The organism is Aliivibrio sp. S3MY1 (assembly GCF_028765575.1).
Taxonomy (GTDB): Bacteria; Pseudomonadota; Gammaproteobacteria; order Enterobacterales; family Vibrionaceae; genus Aliivibrio.
The window spans coordinates 1-21,883 of sequence record NZ_JARACO010000006.1 but is presented as its reverse complement, the minus strand read 5'-3'; the positions used below and the strand labels follow the sequence as shown (position 1 = coordinate 21,883).

The window sequence follows — 21,883 nt, the reverse complement described above, 5'->3', positions numbered from 1 at the left end:
AGAGCTGAGCTCTAGGATTCAGGACGCTACGCTTGCAGGTTTCAGGTGTACTCGCTTTTGACCTTCCTGAAACCTGAACCCTTTGCTTTTTGCTCTTATAGAAGCGAAGCGGTCTAGTTTCTAGTCAGCGTAGCGTATAGTTTTTTATTTTAAATATTACAATACCAAAAAAGAGAGAATGAAAATGAAAGCATACCAGCGTGAGTTTATTGAATTTGCCCTTGAGAAAGAAGTACTAAAGTTTGGTGAGTTTACTTTAAAGTCAGGCCGTACAAGCCCATATTTTTTCAACGCTGGTCTATTCAATACCGGTCGTGATCTAGCGCGTTTGGGACGTTTCTATGCAGCAGCATTAGTTGAATCAGGTATTGATTATGATGTGCTATTTGGTCCTGCGTACAAAGGCATCCCAATTGCAACGACAACAGCAGTAGCCTTAGCAGATCACCACGATACCGATAAGCCATATTGCTTTAACCGTAAAGAAGCAAAGAATCATGGTGAAGGTGGCAATCTAGTGGGTAGCGCACTTGAAGGCCGCATCATGCTCGTTGATGACGTGATCACGGCAGGAACAGCTATCCGTGAATCAATGGAAATCATTCAAGCAAACGGTGCAGATCTTGCTGGTGTTCTTGTTGCTATCGATCGCCAAGAAAAAGGCAAAGGCGAGTTATCTGCGATTCAAGAAGTAGAACGTGATTTTGGTTGCTCAATTATCTCAATTGTAAGCTTAACTGATTTAATCTCTTTCTTAGAAGAGAAAGGTGGCAATGCTGAGCAACTTGAATCAGTAAAAGCGTACCGTGCTGAGTTTGGTATTTAATTACAAAGTCACGTAATGCTTAAAAAAGGCATTAATAACGCTTATTAAGTAAAGAACGATAAGTGGCTGACTTCGGCTCGGCCACTTGTTTTTCTTCTGGATCTGGCGTTTGTGGTGGCGTCATATCAACATCAAGCCACTGCTTCATATTTTGCCAAAGTTCTTTATCTAATTCTGGATGGCTAATCAAAAAACTGTTCTTTTCAGAAAACATATTTTGATATGCCTGACTCTCAGACATGGTGCCCAATAACGGGTATTTCATGTGCTGCAGTACTTTATGAACAAACTCAGTGCCTTGATTGTTTTCTTTACAGCGAGTAATAACAAACGCTAATTCAACGCCGTTGTTTTTAAAGGCAGGAGACTTAATTAAATCCTTAATAAATCCTAACATTGAGTGAACATCAATCGGTGAGGGTTGAACAGGAAAAACGATTTTATCCACCATCGAAATGTATTTTTCCATTTCAAATTGGCTAAAGTTAGAAGGCGAATCAATTACCGTAATTCGAGTATCTGCTTTTAATCGCAAAGCTAAAGAAAAAGGAATATTAGATGACGGCAAAAATTTAGTTGTTCTCACCCCCTCGTTTTTACTTCCCCAAAAATAACTTGTACCTTGAGGATCGAGATCAATAATTTCAGTTTTTACATTTTGATGGGCGTAGAAAGATGCCATTGCAATCGCAAAGGTTGATTTCCCAGCACCACCTTTACGGTTGATAACCAGAACCTTTTTGCATTGTGCTCGTTTATATCCGACTAACATATTTACTCACCAATCTATCGTGCTCATGCTTTTTTATTAACTAAATAGTCAATATGACATGTAAAGCTATCTTAATACTTTATTCTATACGTAAAGTTTGAAGCTGTTACATAAAAAGTAACAATTTTACCTATCATTTTTTATGAAATAGCACTTCTATTGCTTAAAGTTACGAGTAAACTGAAATAAGACATATATTGAGGTTAAGCCCATGCAAGAAAACCATAAGATTTTAGTCGTTGATGATGATGCTCGTCTTCGTTCTTTATTAGAGCGTTATTTATCAGAGCAAGGCTTTCAAGTACGTAGCGTAGCTAATAGTGAGCAAATGGATCGTTTGTTAGCTCGAGAAACCTTTCACTTAATGGTATTGGACTTAATGCTTCCGGGTGAAGATGGCTTGTCTATTTGTCGTCGTCTACGTAGTGCGAACAATACGCTACCTATTTTAATGTTGACTGCAAAAGGCGATGAGATTGATCGGATTGTTGGCTTGGAAGTGGGTGCGGATGATTATCTACCAAAGCCATTTAACCCTCGCGAGCTACTGGCGCGTATTCGTGCCGTTTTACGTCGTCAGGTTATTGAAGCTCCGGGTGCGCCAAGCGCCGAAGATAAAATGGTTGAGTTTGGTGAATTCCGCCTAAACCTAGGTACGCGTGAAATGTTCCGTAACGAAGAACCGATGCCACTAACATCAGGGGAATTTGCGGTACTTAAATCATTAGTCACCAATATGCGTGAACCTATGTCTCGTGATAAGTTGATGAACATGGCACGTGGTCGTGAATATTCAGCAATGGAACGTTCTATCGATGTGCAAATCTCTCGTCTTCGTCGCATGATTGAAGAAGATCCAAGTCGCCCTCGTTATATTCAAACGGTATGGGGATTGGGTTATGTGTTTGTACCGGATGGGGCAGAGGGATAGGGATAAAGCAGAGTTCAGATCGGTCGCAAGCTCCCTTGCAGGGTTCAGGGGCGATCGTTGTGATTGAAGCGTCAAAAATACAGTTCCTCCCCTTGTATTGACTATGTCGATCTCATCGTTATAGCTATAAAGGGGGAGAACCATTCTTTGTCGCTGTAACAACAGTGTTCGAAACTAGATACTATACGCTAGCGCTAACTAGACCGCTTCGCTCCTATAAGAGCAAAAAGCGAGGTCTCAGGGTTCAGGAAGAGCAAAAAGAAACCGAACTCAGCTCTTGCTCTTCCTGAACCCTGAAAGCGAAGCGTCCTGAAACCTAAATCCACACCAACCATACTCGCTGTTATAGTTTCTAGCTAGCGCAGCGTATAGTCTCTAGCTCTCTTCAAATTCATCGTCAAACAGAGAACTCCCATGAAAAGTACCTTTGCCAGAACCCTTTTACTCCTCGCATCCCTTCTTATCGCCAGTCAGGTGTTTTCTTACCTTGCCGTATTTAACTATGCACTCTTACCTAGTTTGCAACAGTTCAACCGTATTTTGGCTTATGAAGTGCGCTTAATGTTAGCGGAAGATGTCACGCTTGAAGATGGTGAAAATATTCAATTAGACCAACCATTACGCCGTCAATTACTAGAGCAGCTTGGTGTCAGTATTCATGATGAACATGATCTTGAAATGAGAGAGTATTACCAAGCGAGCCCCGTTGAATTTTTAAGTAAAGAGATGACTCGGGAGTTAGAGTCACCAACAGAGGTACGCTTGATCCTAGGAGCAGACAGTTACGTTCTGTGGATGAAGACGGAAGCGATGCCTGAGTTTTATATGCGGATCCCGCTTTCGGAGCTGCAAGAAGAAGACTTTGCCCCCTTATTTAGAAACAGTCTATTTATCGCCTTATTAGTGATCCTCGGAGGGTGGGCGTTTATACGTATTCAAAATCGACCATTAATGGCACTACAAACTGCCGCACGTAAAGTCGGTAAAGGTGAGATCCCAGAACCACTACCAGAAAAAGGTGCATCAGAAATTCAAGCAGTGACTCGGGCCTTTAATCAGATGGCGAAAGGAATTCAGCAGTTAGAGCAAGACAGAGCATTACTAATGGCTGGGGTGAGCCATGATATTCGTACCCCATTAACACGCATTCGTTTAGCAACAGAGATGATGTCGCCACAAGATGATTATCTCGCTGAAAGTATGATTAAAGATACGGAAGAGTGTAATGAGATCATCGGACAGTTCATGGATTATCTCAAACCGGTAGCAAAACAAGATTTCATCGATGTGGATATTAACACCATCATTAATGAGGTGATTTTAGCTGAAGGGGGCTATGAGCGTGAGATCAAAACCAACTTGGTAGATATACCTCAATCTGTTCATGGTAATGCGATTGCGATTAAACGAGTCGTCACTAATTTAGTTGTGAACGCGATCCGCTATGGTGGTGATTGGATTGCTGTATCTACTCGCGTTTCTGCTGACCATAAAACCGCATGGATTATTATTGAAGATAATGGTCCCGGTATTGATGAAGCGCAATTAGAATCGGTATTTGAACCCTTTACTCGTGGTGATACTGCTCGTGGAAGTGAAGGTACGGGTTTAGGCTTAGCGATAGTAAAACGTATTGTCGGTCAGCATCAAGGCGAAGTGAGCTTGTCGAACCGTAGAGAAGGTGGCTTGAAAGTTCAGGTAGAGTTGCCGTTGGGGAGATAGAGATTAAGAGCAGGGTTCAGCAAAAGAACTAGAAACTATACGCTAGCGCTAACTAGACCGCTTCGCTCCTATAAGAGCAAAAAACGAGGATTCAGGTCTCAGGTTTCAGGAAGATCAAAAGCGAGTACACCTGAAACCTGCAAGCGCAGCGCCCTGAAACCTAAAATATCACCACATCAGTCATACATGCTTTTATAGTCTCTAGTTAGCGCAGCGTATAGCCTCTAGTTCTTTTCTCGCCTCTACCCTTAGATCTTCGCATCTTCTTTCTCTTCTTCAAACACTTCACTGCTTGGAAGAATAATATTAAGAAGAATCGCCGTCACACCACCTGCAGTTACACCTGATGAGAAGATGTTTTTAATCATCTCAGGCATAAACTGAAGAATCTCAGGTTTTTGTGCCAGACCAAGCCCCATAGAGAAAGACATTGCCATGATTAGGATTGCACGACGATCTAGATCAACACGAGAGATAATACGCACACCTGCCGCCGCAATCGTACCGAACATCACAATCGTAGCACCACCAAGTACAGGCTCAGGGATCACTTGAACCATACTTGCAACACCTGGGAATAAACCAAGGATAACTAACATACCCGCAATGAAGTAACCAACGTAACGGCTAGCAACACCGGTTAGCAAAATAACGCCGTTGTTTTGGCTGAAGGTTGAGTTAGGGAAGCTGTTGAACGCGGCAGCAATGGCTGAGTTTATGCCATCGGCTAATACACCGCCTTTAATGCGTTTGATATACACAGGCCCTTTTACCGGTTGGCCTGATACTTCTGACGTTGCCGTAATATCGCCAATTGCTTCTAGTGCAGTGATTAAGAAAATCAGAACCAGAGGAATAAACAGGGACCAATCAAAGCTTAAGCCATATTGCATTGGAATTGGCAGGGCGATTAATTCAGCGTCGTGAGCCATATTGGTATTAAGCATACCCATTGCCCATGCCGCGATTGTACCGATAGCCATTGCAATCACGATAGAAGCCATACGTAGGTAAGGGTTAGTAGAGCGGTTAAGAACCACAATGATAAGTAATACCGTACCAGCCAGCGCCAGTTTATCCAAGCTACCAAATGTGCCATCACCCATTGCAGAGTAACCACCACCCATCGACACTAGGCCAACTTGGATAAGCGTTAAACCAATTAAAGTAACAACAATACCAGACACTAATGGAGTAATGATTTTTTGAGCGTATTCAAGCACGCGAGATAAGAAGATTTCAGCAGTCGAAGCCACTAAGATAGTACCAAAAATGGCGGCCATCATGGTTGGGACATCAGCACCGCCGGCTTTAAGTGCTAGGCCTGCACCAATGATAGGACCTAAGAAATTGAAGCTTGTTCCTTGAACAGAAAGAAGACCAGAGCCAATTGGACCGAACGTTTTGATTTGAATAAAAGAAGAAATACCAGAAGCGAACAGAGACATACTAATGATGGTATTTGTTTCAGCTGCAGGAACACCAAGCGTCTGACAAATGATCAGAGAGGGAGTAATAATCGCGACAAACATCGCCAATAAATGCTGAAGTGCAGCAAATAAAGTGTGCGGTAGCGGTGGACGCTCATCTAATTGATAAATCAGTTCAGATGGTTTTGTAGTGTTATTTTTAACGGTCATGGCCGATATTCCTAATTGTATAACGTTGTCTTCATGGTTCGCTGAATGGGAACATGAAGTGAGAAGGCGTCAATCTGTGATTGCTGTTAATCAGAACCTATCTCTATTGGGGTTGATTGATTAAATGAGTGCTTAATCAATTGGGACAGGATTCTATAGATAAAAAAGTAAAAAGCAATCGTTTGCTTGTGGTTTTTTAAGAGCAGGGTTCAGATTGGTCGCAAGCTCCCTTGCAGAGTTCAGAGGGGATCGTTGTGATTGCAGAGTATGAGGAAACTAGAGGCGATACGCTGCGCTAACTAGACCGCTTTGCTTCTATAAGATCAAAAGTGGAGAGCTAGAATTTAGATCGCTTTGCTTGCAGTGTGCGCAATACAGTTCCCTCCCCTTAATAAGGGGAGGGTTAGGGAGGGGTCATTACGATGAAGTTGGAATTGAATTCATAGCTAACTTAATTTATACGCTGTTAGTTCTTGACCCCCTCCCAGCCTCCCCCTTAGTAAGGGGGAGGAGCTAAAAGCCAGTACCTCTGAACTCTGCAAGCGAAGCGATCTGAATTCTAGTTCTTAGCTCTTGCTCTTATAGAAGCGCAGCGTTCTAGTCTCTAGTTAGCATAGCGTATAGCCCCTAGCCCCTAACTTCGCCCCGTCCGACAAACCGCATACACATCAATCCGCTCAACCCCCACCTTTCTCAATTCCGCACACAACAGATTAATCGTTGCCCCCGTAGTCACCACATCATCCACAATCGCAACATGTTTCTCATTGATCGGTTTCATCACCTTAAATGCACCGAGTAAGTTTGTTTGACGAAAAGATCGAGATAATCCTTGCTGAGGACGAGTCGCTTTAACTCTTGTTACTATTTTTGTGTCACAGCGAGTCACTGTTTTTTCAAGATTGAATTCCCTTGTTAACGTCCATCCTAATAAATCGCTTTGATTGTAGGATCGCCACCAAAATCGTTTCCAATGTAAAGGAACAGGGATGATCAGCGGAGCTGGTTCTGTAATGTGCCCACTTAAAAGAACGCCTAAATCCCGTGCTAACCAAAAGTGTTGAGCATATTTCAATTTGCTGACGTACTCCTTTAAAGGCTCAGAGTAATCACTGATACAAAATAGGCGATCCCATTGTGGTGGCTGTAATAAACATTCACCGCAGACGTCGGTTTCATGTTCGGTTTGTAAACCACATTGCTGGCAGCGAGGAACATTAGGGATTAAATCAATACAGTTCTGGCACCAAATGGTTGTAGAGGGTGGCATCGCCAAATTGCAATAATCACAATGGCTAACCCCTAACTTTTGCATTGACCTTCGCAGTAACCTGATGAACACTTAACCATCCATTATTTTTGAACACAAATAGGCAGTGTAGATGACAACTCCTCTTTATTGGCAAACGGCAGGCGAAGGTTCCGATCTGGTTCTCATTCACGGATGGGGAATGAATGGTGCAGTGTGGCAGCCTGTTATTGAGAAGCTAAGCGCACAGTACCGAGTTCATAGCGTTGACCTATCAGGCTACGGACACAGTGCAGATCTTGGCAGTGCTGATTTTGATGAGATGGTGACGCAAGTATTAGCTCAAGCACCAGAAAAAGCCGCGTGGCTTGGATGGTCTCTTGGTGGATTAATTGCCACTCAAGCCGCATTAACGGCACCAGTTCGTGTGAGTCAATTAATTACCGTAGCAAGCTCCCCTCGATTTGCCGCAGAGAAAGGCTGGCGAGGAATAAAGCCTGCTGTGTTATCCCAATTTACTGAGCAGCTAAAAGAGGACTTCACCTTAACCGTTGAGCGCTTTATGGCATTGCAAGCGATGGGGAGTCCAAACGCTAAGCAAGATATTAAACAAGTAAAACGCGCTATACTTTCAAGACCTGCACCAAATCCGAGTGCTTTAGCTACAGGTTTAACGATTTTGGCCGATATAGACTTACGAGAGAGTCTATCTCAATTAACAATGCCAGTATGCAGAATGTATGGTCGATTAGATGGTTTAGTGCCAATTAAAGTTGCTCAAGATATGGATTCCTTGCTCCCTCATTCGACTAAGGTCGTATTTGAACACGCCTCGCATGCTCCTTTTATTTCGCACAGTGATGAATTTATCGCTGAGTTACATCGTTTTTTACAGCCGGAAGATGAGTTTTTAATTTAACTTTCTCCTCAGTGTTACGATAAGGAAACGCTTTATGAACTTTTCACTTAACAGTGTTAGCATGCCGCTGATTGCCCCCTCTGTTAATTTGCCAACAGAACAAGTAGCACGTGAAAATCGCGTTAAAAAGCCTGTTGTGGCAACGACAAAGATGAGTGAGACAACGTCTGAAAAAGCGATCAAAGGTGATGATAAACAACATAAACGTGATTCGTGGGAGCCATCCGAACATCCTGGTTATGATGTGGTGGAAGAAAAAGAAGACTCAAAACCGCATATCGGAACGCTGTATGACATTGATGATGATTTAGCAAAACTGGCTAGATTGTTATCACTAGATACCTATGCGCAAGGCGAGGGCACGGGTTACACCATGCGTTTCAATTTACCAAAAGAGTTATTAGAAAAACTGGCTGAGATGGGAAGGATGGTTCGCCGTCGCAGTGTGATCAGTTTTCATTATGATAAAGCGGTAGTGCCAAATAATCCGTCGGATATATTGGCGGTGCTTTGAAACTAGAGACTATACGCTGCGCTAACTAGATCGCTGCGCTTCTATAAGAGCAAAAAGCGAGGTTTCAGGTCTCAGGCTTCAGGACGTTCAAAAGCAGAGTTCAGATCGGTCGCAAGCTCCCTTGCAGATTTCAGAGGTGATCGCTGTAATTACAGCGTTCATAATACTGTTCCTCCCCCTTGTATTGACTACATCGATCTCATAGCAATAACGATAAAGGGGGAGAACCATTCTTTGTCGCTGTGGTTGCAGCATGCAAGATTTGAAACTAGAGACTATACGCTGCGCTAACTAGATCGCTACGCTTCTATAAAAGTAAAAGCGAGGTTTCAGGTCTCAGGTTTCAGGAAGTTCAAAAGCGAGTACACCTGAAATCTGCAAGCGTAGCGTCCTGAAACCCAAGTTATCACCACGTTAGCTATACACGATCTTATAGTCTCTAGTCAGCGAAGCGTATAGTTTCTGCTCTTCCTGAGTCCTGAATCCTGAAACCTTTTCTCGTTCCTCAAACCTACTTCTTCGCCTTCGCAAACGCCGCAGCAAATGCACCACCCATCGCCGCGTTACCAGTATCGTTGTTTTGACGCTGCTGTCTTGGCGCTTGATTACGCTCATTACGATCATTACGCTGCTGTGGTTTATTTGATTGACGCTGAGGGCGGTTATCTTCCCCAGGCTGATCATTTAAACGCATAGTTAAGGCGATACGCTTACGTTGAGCATCGACTTCCATCACCTTCACTTTTACGATATCACCGGCTTTAACCACTTCACGTGGGTCAGAAACAAACGTATCACTCAGGGCCGAGATATGAACCAAACCATCTTGGTGAACACCGATATCAACAAACGCACCAAAGTTCGCCACGTTAGATACCACACCTTCCAATATCATGCCTAATTCAAGATCAGATACCGTGTTTACGCCATCAGCAAAGGTCGCTGTTTTAAACTCAGGACGAGGATCTCGACCCGGCTTATCAAGCTCAGAAATAATGTCAGTGACCGTTGGTAAACCAAAATCAGCACTGATGTAGTCATTGGCAGCAACCGAGCGTAAGAACTCAGTGTTGCCAATAATCGCATCAATCGCTTTATTGTTTTTCTCAGCAATAGATTTTACGACAGGGTAAGCTTCAGGGTGAACCGCTGAGGCATCCAGTGGGTTTTTACCATGCATTACTCGTAAGAAACCAGCACATTGCTCAAACGCTTTTGGCCCTAAACGCGCCACTTTTTTCAATGTGGTACGGTTTTCAAAACGGCCATTTTCATCACGGTAATCAACGATATTTTGCGCAATCGTCGTCGATAAACCAGCAACTCGCGTTAATAATGCAGAAGAGGCCGTATTTACATCAACACCAACGGCGTTTACACAGTCTTCAATAACCGCATCTAGCTTCTTCGCTAATTGGCTTTGGCTAACATCGTGTTGATACTGGCCTACACCAATCGCTTTTGGGTCAATTTTCACTAGCTCTGCCAGTGGATCTTGCAAGCGACGAGCGATAGATACCGCACCACGGATCGATACATCTAAATCAGGGAACTCTTTTGCGGCTAATTCAGAGGCCGAGTACACAGATGCTCCTGCTTCACTCACGATGATTTTGGTTGCCGATAAACCTGATTGTTTTAGTAAATCACCAACAAACGCATCAGTTTCACGTGAAGCGGTACCGTTACCAATCGCAATCAAATCAACATTATGTTTTTTGATTAAATGTTCAATCGTATGTGCTGATTTAGCAATTTGGTTGTGAGGTTGGTTAGGGTAAATCGTATCAGTTGCTAATACTTTACCTGTTGCATCAACCACTGCGACTTTAGTACCAGTACGTAAGCCCGGATCTAAACCTAATGTGGTTTTCAGACCCGCAGGTGCTGCCATTAATAAGTCTTTTAGATTAGTCGCGAATACATCAATTGCTTCATCTTCAGAGCGCTCTTTTAATGCCCCCATTAACTCGGTTTCCATGTGCATTAAAATCTTAATGCGCCATGCCCAGCTGATCACTTGTTTACGCCATAAATCCGCAGGTTGAGAAGCTAGAGTAATACCATAATGATTGGCGATGATGATTTCACAATAAGAGCCGCGAACGCCTTCTTCTTGATTTGGATCGGCATTGATAGACAGCTGTAAAAAACCTTCATTACGGCCACGAAGCATTGCAAGCGCACGGTGAGAAGGGACACGCGTTAGTTTTTCATTATGTTCAAAGTAATCTTTAAATTTCTCACCGGCGTGTTCTTGGCCATCAACCATTTTAGAGCTTAGTTCTGCATTGCTGGTTAAGTAGCTACGCACTTTCTCTAGTAAGTTAGCATCTTCAGCCATACGCTCCATCAAGATTGCACGCGCACCATCAAGTACAGCCTTGGTATCAGCAAAGCCATTATCTGCATTCACATACGATTGAGCGGCATCTTCAGGGGTATTTTCAGGTTGAGTCCACAATAAATCAGCCAGTGGTTCAATACCTGCTTCAATGGCAATTTGACCTTTAGTTCGGCGCTTACGTTTGAAAGGTAAGTACAGATCTTCAAGACGAGTTTTGCTGTCGGCATCTAAAATCTCACGCTCTAGCTCAGGCGTCAGTTTTTCTTGCTCTTTGATCGATTTTAGAATCGTTTTACGACGATCATCTAATTCACGTAAGTAAGTTAAACGCGTATCTAGTGTGCGAAGTTGAGTATCATCCAAACCGTCTGTTACTTCTTTACGGTAACGAGCAATAAATGGAATAGTGCTGCCTTCGTCAATCAATTGAACAGCAGCGGCAACTTGTTGAGGGCGAACGTTAAGTTCTTTAGCAATTATATTTATTATCATTTTGATTCTTTTTTAATTAATTAAAAGCGTGTGATGGGGCTGTTTGTTTTAACTAGAGACTATAGGTTTCACTAACTAGAAACTATAAGAGCATATGTGACTAGTTTGGGAAGTACCGTTTTAATTGGTTCATGCTTTTTCTTTTATAGTTTCTAGAGCGAAGCGTTCTAGTTAGCGCAGCGTATAGTTTTTAGTATTTTATCGAGTTCACAAACCACTCTTTATCCCCCTCGGGTGTTTTTACAATCGCTTCTTCATCCACTTCTTTTTTGATCAGCGCTCGTGCCATAGGAGAATCAATCGAAATGTAATCGTGGCGGCCAAAAATTTCATCTGGGCCGACAATGCGAAAAGAGAGGGTGTCGCCTTGTTCGTTTTCAATCTCAACGAACGCACCGAAAAAGACTTTGCCATCTTGTTGGGGGGAGTAATCAACGACTTTGACTTGATCCAAACGCTTACGCAAATAGCGCACACGGCGGTCAATTTCACGCAGGCGTTTTTTATTGTATTGGTAATCCGCGTTTTCGCTGCGATCACCTAAGCTTGCCGCCCAAGTCACTTTTTTTGTGACTTCGGGGCGCTCTTCCTTCCATAGAAACGTGAGTTCATCTTGTAGCTTGTTGAATCCCTCACGGGTAATTAAATTGGTTTTCATCTTTCCCTAGTTCAACTCCGAAATAGCGACACCCGATTAATCGTAGCGAATGCCTTTCTTAATGCTTGGATCTTCCATGGTTTTAAAGCGCTTATGTAGCCACATCCATTGAGGAAGACCTCGTAAAATAACCTTTTCAATGGCTTTATTCATTACAGTGGCAGCACCGACCGCATCTTTTCTTGGAAAATCAGCACTAATATCATTATCAATTTGTAGATGATAATTATTGTAAGTCCTAAAGCTTGAAGCAGTAACTACTGCACATTTACTCGCATCAACTAAAACCCCTGTACCAGCAGTAGTACACGCATCTTTTACGGCAAAGAAAGGCACAAATACCGAGTTTTTACGGTTATAGTCATGATCAGGTAAATACCATAGACGCTCGCCTTTTCGTAATACACGCAGCATGCCTTTTACGTCTTTTCTATCTACCATACGGTTACCAAAGCGAGTGCGGCCCCAGTATTGAATGAAATCATATGCAGGGTTAGTGTGTGGGCGATAAACACCATAACCCGGTGCAACTAGAGAGAAGGCGCGTGCAGTTAACTCAAGGTTTAATGCGTGTACACAAACAACAAGTACGCCTCGTCCTTGGGCTTCAAGATCAAGCAAGTGTTGTTTATTCTCAAAACTAAAATGCTTTTCAATACGCCAATGGGGCCAGACCCATGCGATTACGGTTTCAAAAATCGCTAATCCTGAGTTTTTAAAATTCTCAATAATAATGGCTTCACGCTCTGATGATGCCATTTCTGGAAAAGCGAGTTCTAAATTTCGGCGTGCTACATGCACTCGGGATTTACCTAATTTCAAGCCTAATAATCCAATCGCTCGACCAAGCTTATTGGTTGCCTTATAAGGAAGGAGAGTAACGGTAGCGAACAATAAACCAAACCCAAACCAAACACCCCAATATTTAGGGTGAAGAAGGGCGGTAGAAAATTGCGGAGCTGGGTACTTTGACATCATAAACCTAATTTTTTAAAACTATTGGATCTGAGCACTTAATAGCGCCCAATACTCATTAAAGTTTGCGGTTGGTTGGTATTTGAAATCAGAGCGCACGAAGCGACAGAAGCAGCCTTCAATTTGACCAACAAGTTGAGCGGCTAGGATTGCCTCATCAACAGGGAATGCTTTACCTTCACGTATCATACGTTCACGTAATATCTGCTTAAATTGCAGTTCAATACGTTCGAAGATTTGATTAATACGTTCGCGAAGACGCTCATTTTCAAACATCAATGCGTGGCCTGTCATAATTCGAGTTAATCCCGGATTACGTTCAGCAAACGCCAGTAGAAGTTTTAATAATAGTTCAATGCGTTTTAAGGTATCTTTTTCATCTTCAATAATTCGATTAATACGAGAGAATAAAGAGTCTTCAATAAACTCAATCAAGCCTTCAAACATTTTTGCTTTGCTTGGAAAGTGGCGATATAACGCCGCTTCAGAAACGCCAACTTGTTTAGCAAGTTTTGCGGTAGTAATGCGTGAAGCACCTTCGTTTGATTCCAACATTTGTGCTAACGCTTGTAATATTTCATCACGACGATTTGTTTTTTTTGTTGTCGTCATTGTGGTTCCTTTGTCTTTTTTATTTTTAAGAGCTGTTTTTATAAGAGTTCAGATCGCTTCGCTTGCAGAGTTCAGAGGAGAACGTTGCTATTACAGCGATCATTTCTGAACTCTGCAAGGGAGCTTGCGACCGATCTGAATTCTGCTTTTATAGTCTCTAGTCTCTAGTCTCTAGTCTCTAGTCTCTAGTCTTTCAACTATTTCCAACATAATCGCCTTACCCAACTCTGATTTCGCCGTTAACGGTAAAGCTTTATCGCCGCCTTTCCAATACAGATGAAGCGCATTGTTGTCGCTATTAAAGCCTTGACCTTGAATGGAGACATCATTAGCGCAGATCATATCTAAATTCTTACGCTCTAACTTACTACGTGCATATTTTTCTACATCTTGCGTTTCTGCAGCAAAACCAACCGTAAATGGGCGTTGTTCAGCCATTGCGGCAACCGAAGCCACAATATCAGGGTTTTTCACCATTGTGATAGTCATACCGTCATTATCGGCGGTTTTCTTCATTTTTTGAGTAGCAACTTGGCTTGGTCTAAAATCAGCCACCGCAGCACAGGCAATAAAGAGTGAGTGGGATGACGCGTTACTCATGACGGCATTATGCATCTGTTCAGCACTTTCAATATCAATACGTTCAACATTAGCAGGAGTAGCTAAACCTACCGGGCCACTAATTAAAGTGACTTTTGCTCCTAATTGCGCAGCAGCCTCTGCAATGGCAAACCCCATTTTTCCTGAGCTGTGATTTGAGATGTAGCGAACTGGATCAAGCGCTTCACGAGTTGGACCTGCTGTGATTAATAAAGACTGGCCATAAAGAGGTTTGTCTTCATCTTTTTGAAAAAAATCGGCACACAAATGCACCAGATCCATAGGTTCAAGCATTCTGCCCATACCCACATCACCACAGGCTTGTTGACCAGCGGCAGGACCCCAAATATGCATACCACGGCGAGCCAGTGTCGCAATGTTCTCCTGAGTCGCTAGATTGGCATACATTTGTTGATTCATCGCAGGAGATACCGCAATAGGAGAATCTGTCGCAAGCACCAACGTACTTAATAAATCGTTACCCATGCCTGCTGCCATTCTTGCGATTAAATCGGCCGTAGCTGGAGCAAGTAATACAATATCAGCCCATTTAGCCAGTTCAATGTGCCCCATCGACGCTTCTGCCGCAGGATCCAATAAACTGTCAGCAACAGGGTGACCAGAGACGGCTTGCATTGTCAGAGGCGTAATAAACTCTTTGGCAGCGGTTGTCATCACAACACGAACCTCAGCGCCATGCTCGATAAGTCGACGAGTGAGCTCTGCACATTTATAAGCAGCAATGCCGCCACTAATACCAAGAAGAATACGTTTTCCTGAGAGAGATGCCATGACGCGACTTACCTTTTAAGTGATTCACTATTAATGCGCTAACCATAGCATAATTTTTTTTCAGAGTGATGCACTTCAATCTCTTGATGTAAGTAAATGAGCAAAAACATAATTGCAATCAAGCTTTGAAGTTGGTCGAAGGCTAGGGAGAGAGAAAGGTAAGGTCAGAGAATTGATTGTAACCTGTGTAAATATTAATCATTACCTGAGCCATTTATGTCTTTAATGAACCTGCCAGAGGAATCCCGTCCAAGAGAGAAGTTACTCGCCCTAGGGCCAAAATCATTAACCGATGCTGAGTTGTTAGCTATTTTCCTTCGCACCGGCATTAAGGGAATGAATGCAATTGAATTGGCTGATAAGTTATTAAAAGAATTTGGTTCTTTAAGAAAGTTGTTGGGCTCAAATGAAGATGAATTTTGCAGCCATAAAGGATTAGGCTCGGCAAAATTTGCTCAGCTGCAAGCCGTGGTTGAAATGACAGAACGCTATTTATTGGAAAAAATTGAAAAAGAAGATGCGATCACCAGTCCTGAACACACCAAGCGTTATTTAACTCGAATATTAAGAGATCGGCATCGAGAAGCCTTCTATGTTCTTTTTCTTGATAATCAACATCGAGTGCTAAAAGGGGAGGTTTTATTTGAAGGTACAATTGATGCCGCAGCGGTCTATCCAAGAGAAGTTGTAAAAAGATCGATAGATTATAATGCAGCCGCCATCATTTTAGCGCATAATCACCCATCAGGTGTCGCAGAGCCAAGTCAAGCTGACAGAAGGATAACAAAACGTATCTCAGATGCAGTAGAATTGGTTGATATCCGAGTCCTCGATCATTTTGTGATTGGCGATGGAGAAATCGTCTCTTTTGCCGAAAGAGGATGGATTTGAGTGTTTTTTTGACCGATTGGATAAAAAAAACACAAAAAATAGTAAAAAGGATCCCTTTGGGTCTTGAGCAATGCGCATTCAGTTAGTATAATGCGCGACCTTTGATAGCCTTGAATTATTAATTTCATCTGAAATTTTTAGTGGTTTTTTGCCACCAAGGTGATATCGAGCTGAAACGATTTGGAGAAGACAGCAATGTCCCGAGTATGCCAAGTAACTGGTAAGCGTCCTGCAGTTGGTAACAACCGCTCACACGCAAAAAATGCCACCAAGCGTCGTTTTCTGCCGAACCTACAAACTCATCGTTTCTGGGTAGAAAGCGAAAAACGCTTCGTTAAACTTCGTCTTACCGCTAAAGGTATGCGTATCATTGATAAGAAAGGCATCGATGTCGTTCTTTCTGAAATGCGTGCTCGTGGTGAGAACGTTTAAGAGGAATCTGAAAAATGGCTAAAGGCGCACGTGAGAAAATCAAGTTAGTATCAACTGCTAACACTGGTCACTTCTACACAACTGATAAGAACAAACGTAACATGCCTGGTAAAATGGAGATCAAAAAATTTGATCCTGTTGTACGTCAGCACGTTCTTTACAAAGAAGCTAAAATCAAGTAATTCGATTACTGATTATAACTTTGATATATTGAAAACCCAGCCTTGTTGCTGGGTTTTTTTTTGCGCGGAAGAGCAGTAAAAGCAGGATTCAGGACGCTTCGCTTGCAGGTTTCAGGTGTGCTCGCTCCTAGCTCCTCCCCTTTATCGGCATGGTTACTTGGCTGATAAAGTCAATCTAAGGGGAGGCTGGGAGGGGTTGCTAGTAAAGCACTAGAAATTATACGCTGCGCTAACTAGACCGCTTCGCTCCTATAAGATCAAAAGCAGTAGAGCTAGAGCTTGAGTTCAGATCGTTATGCTTGCAGAATTCAGAGGCACTTGCTTTTTCTCTTATAGTTTCTAGTTAGCGCAGCGTATAGTCTCTCGTTTCAAATATCATACGCTGAAATCACAACGTTCACCTCTGAACTCTGCTTTTAAAAAAGGATTTAAAATGAAAAAACCATCACGCCGTAAATACAACAACATGTTGATCATCTTTGTATTACTCTTTATTGGCGTACTACAAGCCCCACAGTTAATCAAAACCTACTTACTTGAACCAAAACAACAAGTAGAAATAGTAACAGGTGTACAGCCTTTGTTTGAAGGTGCTAACGCTATCCAAAAAATGCACTTTGCAGATTATGATCTTGTTTCCGATACGTCAGAGAAAGAGACTAAACTTATCGAGCATTGGTTTACTCTGGAAGGTACAGTACTAAATACAGAGTCAGTGAAAGTACTAAAAACTAAGTTATCAGCACCAAGTACAGTAGAAGTATGGTTAGAAAATCAAGAAGAGCCGCAGCGTGTGACGATTTACCAAGCGCCGAATTTCTGGATGATGCAGAACTGGCAAGGGGAATGGATAGCGGTGAGTGCAAAAGAAGAGTATTTGTTTAGATAGAAGAGCAGGTTTCAGGACGCTGCGCTTGCAGGATTCAGGTGTGCTCGCTTATAGCTCCTCCCCTTTATCGGCATAGTTACTTGGCTGATAAAGTCAATCTAAGGGGAGGTTGGGAGGGGTTGCTAGTAAATAACTAGAGACTATACGCTTAGCTAACTAGAAACTATAAGAGCATGCGTGACTGACGTGGTAATGTTTTAGGTTTCAGGACGCTGCGCTTGCAGGATTCAGGGGGAGTCGCTTTTGATCTTCCTGAAACCTGAAACCTGAAACCTTATTTTTAAAAGGATTAAAAATGCCAGAACTACCAGAAGTCGAAACCAGTCGCTTAGGCATAACTCCGCACCTACAAGGTCAAACTATCAAAGCGATCACAGTCAGAACAGAAAAACTGCGCTGGCCGATCCCACAAGAGCTACAAAAACTCGTAGGGCAAAGAATTCAATCTATCCGCCGTCGTGCTAAATATCTAATGATAGATACCCCAGAAGGCACAGCAATTATTCATCTTGGCATGTCAGGAAGTTTACGAATACTTGATGAGACGATCCCGCCAGTAAAACACGATCATGTCGATCTTGTATTAGATAACGGCAAACTTCTTCGTTACAACGATCCGCGTAAGTTTGGTGCTTGGTTATATTCTGAAGTAGGCGTATCACATGATGTACTTGCTAAACTTGGTCCAGAGCCACTTACCGATGTATTTAATTCGGACTATTTAGCAGAAAAAGCGAAGAATAAAAAAACGGTCGTAAAACAGTTTATTATGAACAACGCTGTTGTGGTGGGGGTGGGCAATATCTACGCCAGTGAATCATTGTTTATGGCAAAGATACATCCTAAGACACCAGTAGGTACATTGAAGCCAAAGCAAATACAAAGACTCGTGAGTGAAATAAAAAACGTACTTGAAACTGCAATTAAGCAAGGCGGAACCACCTTAAAAGACTTTAACCAAGTCGATGGTAAGCCCGGCTATTTTGCACAAGAGTTGCATGTGTATGGGCGAGCAGGAAAGACATGTTTAATTTGTCAGTCATTGATCCAAGAAGAGAAAATAGGACAACGAAATACATTTTGGTGTGATAAGTGCCAGGTAAGATGACTACTTAGTAGAAGTGAAGCCCCTAATTAACATCAATCAGGGGCTGCATCCTAAAGTGGATTTTTATTGGTTTTTAAATATACGTCACCTAATGTTTTCGCACCGATGTAATTAATATGGTTACTGTCTCGGTACAAAGGGATCCCATTTTTATCTAAATAACATGATGTCGAATCACAACTTAGCGTTTTCATATCAATGAAATAAACTTCTGGATAGGTAACTTTAATGTATTCGAAGAAATCTAAAATTACCTTTCTTTGTTCCAATACGTCAGATAAAGGCATGCTTTCCATACAGTTTAACTCAATACCAAGCATGTCATTTAAAACAGGGCAGCGAGCACGGTCAATATCAAACTCAGGTACATCTTTTACAATAATAAGACGTTTATTGAGAGCGATAATTTGTTTGATAGTTTCTTCAAAGCTGTGTTTAAAGTTCCGAACGGATGTCGCATGCTCAGTATTATCCCCCTCATAATAAAAAGTATCACCACTATTTTCACGAAGATAATGTGAGTAGCGGCCTGTCATAATAACCGTGTCACCCTCAAATGTTTTTATAGCATCGAACTTGTCTTTATTTTTTTGAGAGAAGCTCGGTTGAACCGCATCTCTTCCTATATCAAATCGTTCAACGCCAATTAAGAAAGGCGTCCCCCCATGAGATAAGACCGCTCCACGCTTATTGGCATCATTGGCTAATACATTAACAAAGCCCTCTAATGACTCAGCATGAGAATCACCAATAACAAGAAAGTCAGCATCATTAACACGGTTTGATAATTTATTTTCAAACGATTTAGAGCAGTACGGTGCTCTGCAATCTGAATAGGTTTGAGAAAGCAACGTATTGATTAATGCATCTCCTTGTGAGGAAAAGCGATGTGCCGCTCCATTGGTTTCTTTGACATAAATAATAGATGCTGCCAATAATATAAATGGAATACCGAGAAAGATAATCGCCGTCTTTTTAAAAGAGAATATATAAACGGCTCTGAATTTTTGCTCAATAGCATAATAAGTAAAGATAGAGAGCAAGATAGAGGAAGAAATAATAACAAACTGTACAGGCACTGTTTTATCTACAGCCATGTAGTTGAGTAATCCAATTATTGGCCAATGCCATAAATAGAGAGAGTAAGAAATTAGCCCAATAAAAACTAATGCAGGATTGGATAATAATCGATTTACAACCCCTTGATTATCGGCATCTTTACCTGAAATCAATATTAAGACGGTAGAAAAACAAACGATGGCGGCATTAACTCCAGGGAAGACATCACTTTTGCTTAAGGTCAATGCTGTGAATATGATGCCGACAAAACCAATAAGAGATAAAAGATGGTTAACGGTGGGAGTTATCTTCCTCATTTTTGGTAAAAACAGAGCTAACGTCGCTCCCATAATAAGTTCAAAAGCTCTTGCAGGAAGTAAATAATACGCTGAATTGGGATCATAAATAGAGATATATTCAGAAAGCAGCAATAAAACGCACGTTGCCCCGAGTAAAATCCAACGATGAAATTGTTGAGAAATAAACGCAAATAGCCCGATCATAATCGCAGGCCATAATAGATAAAATTGCTCCTCTACAGATAATGACCAAGTATGAAGTAATGGAATTGACTCTGCTTTTGTTCCCCAATATCCATCGGTGATATTATTAAAATAAAAATTACTAAAAGACAGAAAGGATAAACCAGCGCCCTGCATTAAGCGCTCATAGTCACCAGGAAACATGACAAACCAAGCCATGATACATGTAGTTGCGAGAACAAATAATAAAACAGGTAGAATTCGTCTAATGCGTTTTAGATAAAAATCGCGATAAGTAAATGTATTATTAATTAAATCTCTATTAATAATAGACGTAATTAAAAACCCAGATAAGACAAAAAATACATCCACGCCAACAAAGCCACCAGGGACCCCTTGAAAGCCAACATGAAATAAAAGGACAAGCAGTACAGCAATTGCTCTTAAGCCACTGATATCTGATCGATAGGCTAGTGATGCCATTATAACCTCAGTACTAAGTAAATTTCGGCGGAGTATACCGTAAAAAGGAGTAATGGCTTTGATTATTTAATATTGTTAATATTTGTATTAATTACTATTACCCCTTTTATACCTTAATGTAATTGAACATTTCATTAGAGTTGCTAAAAATATAAAGTAGAGCATTATGACCTTCCAACAAAATTTCAAACAACTCAGTCGAGCCATTTGGTTATCCATTTTTATTGCAGTAATTATATTATCGGTTGGTCGATTGGTCTTTTTAGCTAATATTGTCGATACTGCAGAACTTGCGCATCGAGGGGCTGATCTATGGCGCGCTCTATTTACCGGTTTACGCTTTGATTTAAAAATAGTAGTGATTGGTTTTGCACCATTGCTGCTGATTGGTCTGATTCTCGCTATTTTCCCAAAAGCTTATCGCCTCTTTGCAAAAATAATTCCTTGGTACGCAGGGATTATCTTCTTTCTTGTTACTGGTTTTTCTATCGGTAATTACTATTACTATCTTACCTATGGCAATCACATTGATGTATTTATCTTTGGTTTGATAGATGATGATACCAAAGCGGTATTAGCTAATGCGTGGTCAGATTGCCCGATCTTATTATCATTTATTAGTAGCGTGATAGTGGCATTTATTTTTGCAGCTGTAATTCGCATAGCAGTGAAGAAAATGCAGCAATGGCGATGGAAGCCACAATACAAAGGGCTTACAACGTTATCGGTAATTACGATGATCTTAACGATCTTCTTTTTTGCTCGGGGCACATTAGGATCTCACCCACTAAAACGTTACCACGCACAAGTCTCTGATTATAAAGTGCTTAACAGTATCACCCCGAATGGATTAATCGCATTGGAGTGGGCAAACAGTGATTATAAAAAACAAAATAAATTCCACTCAGTAAGCAAAGCAGAGCTTGAAGATCAGTTTACCAAGGTGGTTGGTAATTCAACGGGGCAATTTACAACGCCCTATAATGCCTATTTAGCAGAGAATAAACCTCATGTAGTTATGGCGCTTATGGAAGGTATGGGCACCAATGTTCTCGTTGAAGATAACTACCCAGAAAATGATTTATTAGGCGCATTAAGACCTGCTTTTGAGTCTGATTTTGTCTTCAAGCGTTTTTTAGCAGAGACTTCAGCAACCATTAATACACTAGTGAATATGCTAGGGCAAAGTAATGTTCCTACTATCAGTCACTCTTCTGCTCAAAAAGTAGAGGTGGCCGCAGCGGCAGCACGTCCTTATAAAGCCGCAGGGTATAAAACGATTTTTATTACCGCAACCAATGGTATGTG

The 21,883-nt window shown here is 41.7% G+C and carries 19 protein-coding genes and 1 pseudogene; 11 read left to right on the top strand and 9 right to left on the bottom strand.

All coding sequences use genetic code 11. The features are described from left to right. Nucleotides 1-184 precede the first annotated feature (184 nt). Nucleotides 185-826, top strand: a complete 642-nt coding sequence (gene pyrE, locus PVK62_RS05630) for an orotate phosphoribosyltransferase (protein WP_274443612.1) — start codon at nucleotides 185-187, stop codon at nucleotides 824-826. Between the two features lie 31 nt (nucleotides 827-857). Here the strand turns inward: pyrE and PVK62_RS05625 are convergent, their stop codons facing one another. After that, nucleotides 858-1,598 carry a ParA family protein gene (locus tag PVK62_RS05625; RefSeq protein WP_274443611.1) on the bottom strand — a complete coding sequence of 247 codons (741 nt, stop codon included), beginning with the start codon at nucleotides 1,596-1,598 and terminating at the stop codon, nucleotides 858-860. A 211-nt stretch (nucleotides 1,599-1,809) separates the two neighbouring features. Between PVK62_RS05625 and ompR the strand changes: the two genes are divergently transcribed. Together ompR and envZ are read left to right on the top strand one after the other, a co-directional pair. Continuing rightward, nucleotides 1,810-2,529: an osmolarity response regulator transcription factor OmpR gene (gene ompR / locus PVK62_RS05620; RefSeq protein WP_122033350.1), complete on the top strand. Its 720-nt coding sequence runs from the start codon at nucleotides 1,810-1,812 to the stop codon at nucleotides 2,527-2,529. Between the two features lie 393 nt (nucleotides 2,530-2,922). Further along, nucleotides 2,923-4,251, top strand: a complete 1,329-nt coding sequence (envZ, locus tag PVK62_RS05615; protein WP_274443711.1) for a two-component system sensor histidine kinase EnvZ — start codon at nucleotides 2,923-2,925, stop codon at nucleotides 4,249-4,251. A gap of 248 nt (nucleotides 4,252-4,499) precedes the next feature. Here the strand turns inward: envZ and PVK62_RS05610 are convergent, their stop codons facing one another. Both PVK62_RS05610 and PVK62_RS05605 read right to left on the bottom strand, forming a co-directional pair. After that, nucleotides 4,500-5,891, bottom strand: coding sequence for a uracil-xanthine permease family protein (locus PVK62_RS05610; RefSeq protein WP_274443610.1), 1,392 nt, complete (start codon nucleotides 5,889-5,891; stop codon nucleotides 4,500-4,502). Nucleotides 5,892-6,525: 634 nt separating this feature from the next. After that, entirely contained in the window at nucleotides 6,526-7,206 is a 681-nt protein-coding gene (locus PVK62_RS05605) for a ComF family protein (RefSeq protein ID WP_274443609.1), read from the bottom strand. Between the two features lie 67 nt (nucleotides 7,207-7,273). On the opposite strand from PVK62_RS05605, the gene bioH reads away from it, so the two are divergent. Then, nucleotides 7,274-8,059, top strand: coding sequence for a pimeloyl-ACP methyl ester esterase BioH (gene bioH / locus PVK62_RS05600; RefSeq protein ID WP_274443608.1), 786 nt, complete (start codon nucleotides 7,274-7,276; stop codon nucleotides 8,057-8,059). 34 nt (nucleotides 8,060-8,093) lie between these two features. Beyond that, on the top strand, nucleotides 8,094-8,573 hold the full coding sequence (locus PVK62_RS05595) for an ATP-dependent Lon protease (RefSeq protein WP_274443607.1): 480 nt from the start codon (nucleotides 8,094-8,096) through the stop codon (nucleotides 8,571-8,573). Between the two features lie 511 nt (nucleotides 8,574-9,084). On the opposite strand, the gene PVK62_RS05590 is transcribed toward PVK62_RS05595, so the two are convergent. The 5 genes from PVK62_RS05590 to coaBC all read right to left on the bottom strand — a co-directional run bounded on the left by PVK62_RS05590 (nucleotide 9,085) and on the right by coaBC (nucleotide 15,049). Next, nucleotides 9,085-11,412, bottom strand: a complete 2,328-nt coding sequence (locus PVK62_RS05590) for a Tex family protein (RefSeq protein ID WP_274443606.1) — start codon at nucleotides 11,410-11,412, stop codon at nucleotides 9,085-9,087. A 190-nt stretch (nucleotides 11,413-11,602) separates the two neighbouring features. Next, entirely contained in the window at nucleotides 11,603-12,070 is a 468-nt protein-coding gene (gene greB, locus PVK62_RS05585; RefSeq protein ID WP_274443605.1) for a transcription elongation factor GreB, read from the bottom strand. Between the two features lie 36 nt (nucleotides 12,071-12,106). Continuing rightward, complete coding sequence (locus PVK62_RS05580) at nucleotides 12,107-13,045, bottom strand: Kdo(2)-lipid IV(A) acyltransferase (RefSeq protein ID WP_274443604.1); 939 nt, start codon at nucleotides 13,043-13,045, stop codon at nucleotides 12,107-12,109. 21 nt (nucleotides 13,046-13,066) lie between these two features. Next, a complete protein-coding gene (slmA, locus tag PVK62_RS05575) occupies nucleotides 13,067-13,657 on the bottom strand; it encodes a nucleoid occlusion factor SlmA (protein WP_274443603.1) in 591 nt (196 codons plus the stop codon). A gap of 171 nt (nucleotides 13,658-13,828) precedes the next feature. Beyond that, nucleotides 13,829-15,049: a bifunctional phosphopantothenoylcysteine decarboxylase/phosphopantothenate--cysteine ligase CoaBC gene (gene coaBC / locus PVK62_RS05570; RefSeq protein WP_274443602.1), complete on the bottom strand. Its 1,221-nt coding sequence runs from the start codon at nucleotides 15,047-15,049 to the stop codon at nucleotides 13,829-13,831. Nucleotides 15,050-15,265: 216 nt separating this feature from the next. Here coaBC and radC point away from each other — a divergent pair, with 216 nt between their 5' ends. The 5 genes from radC to mutM all read left to right on the top strand — a co-directional run bounded on the left by radC (nucleotide 15,266) and on the right by mutM (nucleotide 18,551). Next, a complete protein-coding gene (radC, locus tag PVK62_RS05565; RefSeq protein ID WP_274443601.1) occupies nucleotides 15,266-15,940 on the top strand; it encodes a RadC family protein in 675 nt (224 codons plus the stop codon). A gap of 195 nt (nucleotides 15,941-16,135) precedes the next feature. Further along, nucleotides 16,136-16,372 (top strand): 50S ribosomal protein L28, encoded by a 237-nt coding sequence (gene rpmB / locus PVK62_RS05560; RefSeq protein WP_012549069.1) that lies wholly within the window; start codon nucleotides 16,136-16,138, stop codon nucleotides 16,370-16,372. A gap of 14 nt (nucleotides 16,373-16,386) precedes the next feature. Continuing rightward, the gene (gene rpmG, locus PVK62_RS05555; RefSeq protein WP_012549068.1) at nucleotides 16,387-16,554 is read left to right on the top strand and encodes a 50S ribosomal protein L33; all 168 of its coding nucleotides are present in this window, start codon (nucleotides 16,387-16,389) and stop codon (nucleotides 16,552-16,554) included. Nucleotides 16,555-16,987: 433 nt separating this feature from the next. Next, nucleotides 16,988-17,443 (top strand): hypothetical protein, encoded by a 456-nt coding sequence (locus PVK62_RS05550; protein WP_274443600.1) that lies wholly within the window; start codon nucleotides 16,988-16,990, stop codon nucleotides 17,441-17,443. A 295-nt stretch (nucleotides 17,444-17,738) separates the two neighbouring features. Then, nucleotides 17,739-18,551 carry a bifunctional DNA-formamidopyrimidine glycosylase/DNA-(apurinic or apyrimidinic site) lyase gene (gene mutM, locus PVK62_RS05545; RefSeq protein WP_274443599.1) on the top strand — a complete coding sequence of 271 codons (813 nt, stop codon included), beginning with the start codon at nucleotides 17,739-17,741 and terminating at the stop codon, nucleotides 18,549-18,551. Between the two features lie 50 nt (nucleotides 18,552-18,601). Here the strand turns inward: mutM and PVK62_RS05540 are convergent, their stop codons facing one another. Continuing rightward, entirely contained in the window at nucleotides 18,602-20,575 is a 1,974-nt protein-coding gene (locus PVK62_RS05540; RefSeq protein ID WP_274443598.1) for an acyltransferase family protein, read from the bottom strand. 166 nt (nucleotides 20,576-20,741) lie between these two features. Here PVK62_RS05540 and PVK62_RS05535 point away from each other — a divergent pair. Beyond that, nucleotides 20,742-21,883 (top strand): annotated as a pseudogene (locus tag PVK62_RS05535) (LTA synthase family protein); the annotation flags it as partial.

Bases quoted from the DNA above. Each gene is read 5' to 3' on its own strand.
- coaBC (WP_274443602.1), bottom strand. From the start codon at position 15,049: ATGGCATCTCTCTCAGGAAAACGTATTCTTCTTGGTATTAGTGGCGGC.
- slmA (WP_274443603.1), bottom strand. From the start codon at position 13,657: ATGACGACAACAAAAAAAACAAATCGTCGTGATGAAATATTACAAGCG.
- PVK62_RS05605 (WP_274443609.1), bottom strand. From the start codon at position 7,206: ATGCAAAAGTTAGGGGTTAGCCATTGTGATTATTGCAATTTGGCGATG.
- radC (WP_274443601.1), top strand. From the start codon at position 15,266: ATGTCTTTAATGAACCTGCCAGAGGAATCCCGTCCAAGAGAGAAGTTA.
- pyrE (WP_274443612.1), top strand. From the start codon at position 185: ATGAAAGCATACCAGCGTGAGTTTATTGAATTTGCCCTTGAGAAAGAA.
- PVK62_RS05590 (WP_274443606.1), bottom strand. From the start codon at position 11,412: ATGATAATAAATATAATTGCTAAAGAACTTAACGTTCGCCCTCAACAA.
- greB (WP_274443605.1), bottom strand. From the start codon at position 12,070: ATGAAAACCAATTTAATTACCCGTGAGGGATTCAACAAGCTACAAGAT.
- PVK62_RS05595 (WP_274443607.1), top strand. From the start codon at position 8,094: ATGAACTTTTCACTTAACAGTGTTAGCATGCCGCTGATTGCCCCCTCT.
- PVK62_RS05625 (WP_274443611.1), bottom strand. From the start codon at position 1,598: ATGTTAGTCGGATATAAACGAGCACAATGCAAAAAGGTTCTGGTTATC.
- rpmB (WP_012549069.1), top strand. From the start codon at position 16,136: ATGTCCCGAGTATGCCAAGTAACTGGTAAGCGTCCTGCAGTTGGTAAC.
- PVK62_RS05610 (WP_274443610.1), bottom strand. From the start codon at position 5,891: ATGACCGTTAAAAATAACACTACAAAACCATCTGAACTGATTTATCAA.
- rpmG (WP_012549068.1), top strand. From the start codon at position 16,387: ATGGCTAAAGGCGCACGTGAGAAAATCAAGTTAGTATCAACTGCTAAC.
- PVK62_RS05550 (WP_274443600.1), top strand. From the start codon at position 16,988: ATGAAAAAACCATCACGCCGTAAATACAACAACATGTTGATCATCTTT.
- bioH (WP_274443608.1), top strand. From the start codon at position 7,274: ATGACAACTCCTCTTTATTGGCAAACGGCAGGCGAAGGTTCCGATCTG.
- PVK62_RS05580 (WP_274443604.1), bottom strand. From the start codon at position 13,045: ATGTCAAAGTACCCAGCTCCGCAATTTTCTACCGCCCTTCTTCACCCT.
- ompR (WP_122033350.1), top strand. From the start codon at position 1,810: ATGCAAGAAAACCATAAGATTTTAGTCGTTGATGATGATGCTCGTCTT.
- PVK62_RS05540 (WP_274443598.1), bottom strand. From the start codon at position 20,575: ATGGCATCACTAGCCTATCGATCAGATATCAGTGGCTTAAGAGCAATT.
- mutM (WP_274443599.1), top strand. From the start codon at position 17,739: ATGCCAGAACTACCAGAAGTCGAAACCAGTCGCTTAGGCATAACTCCG.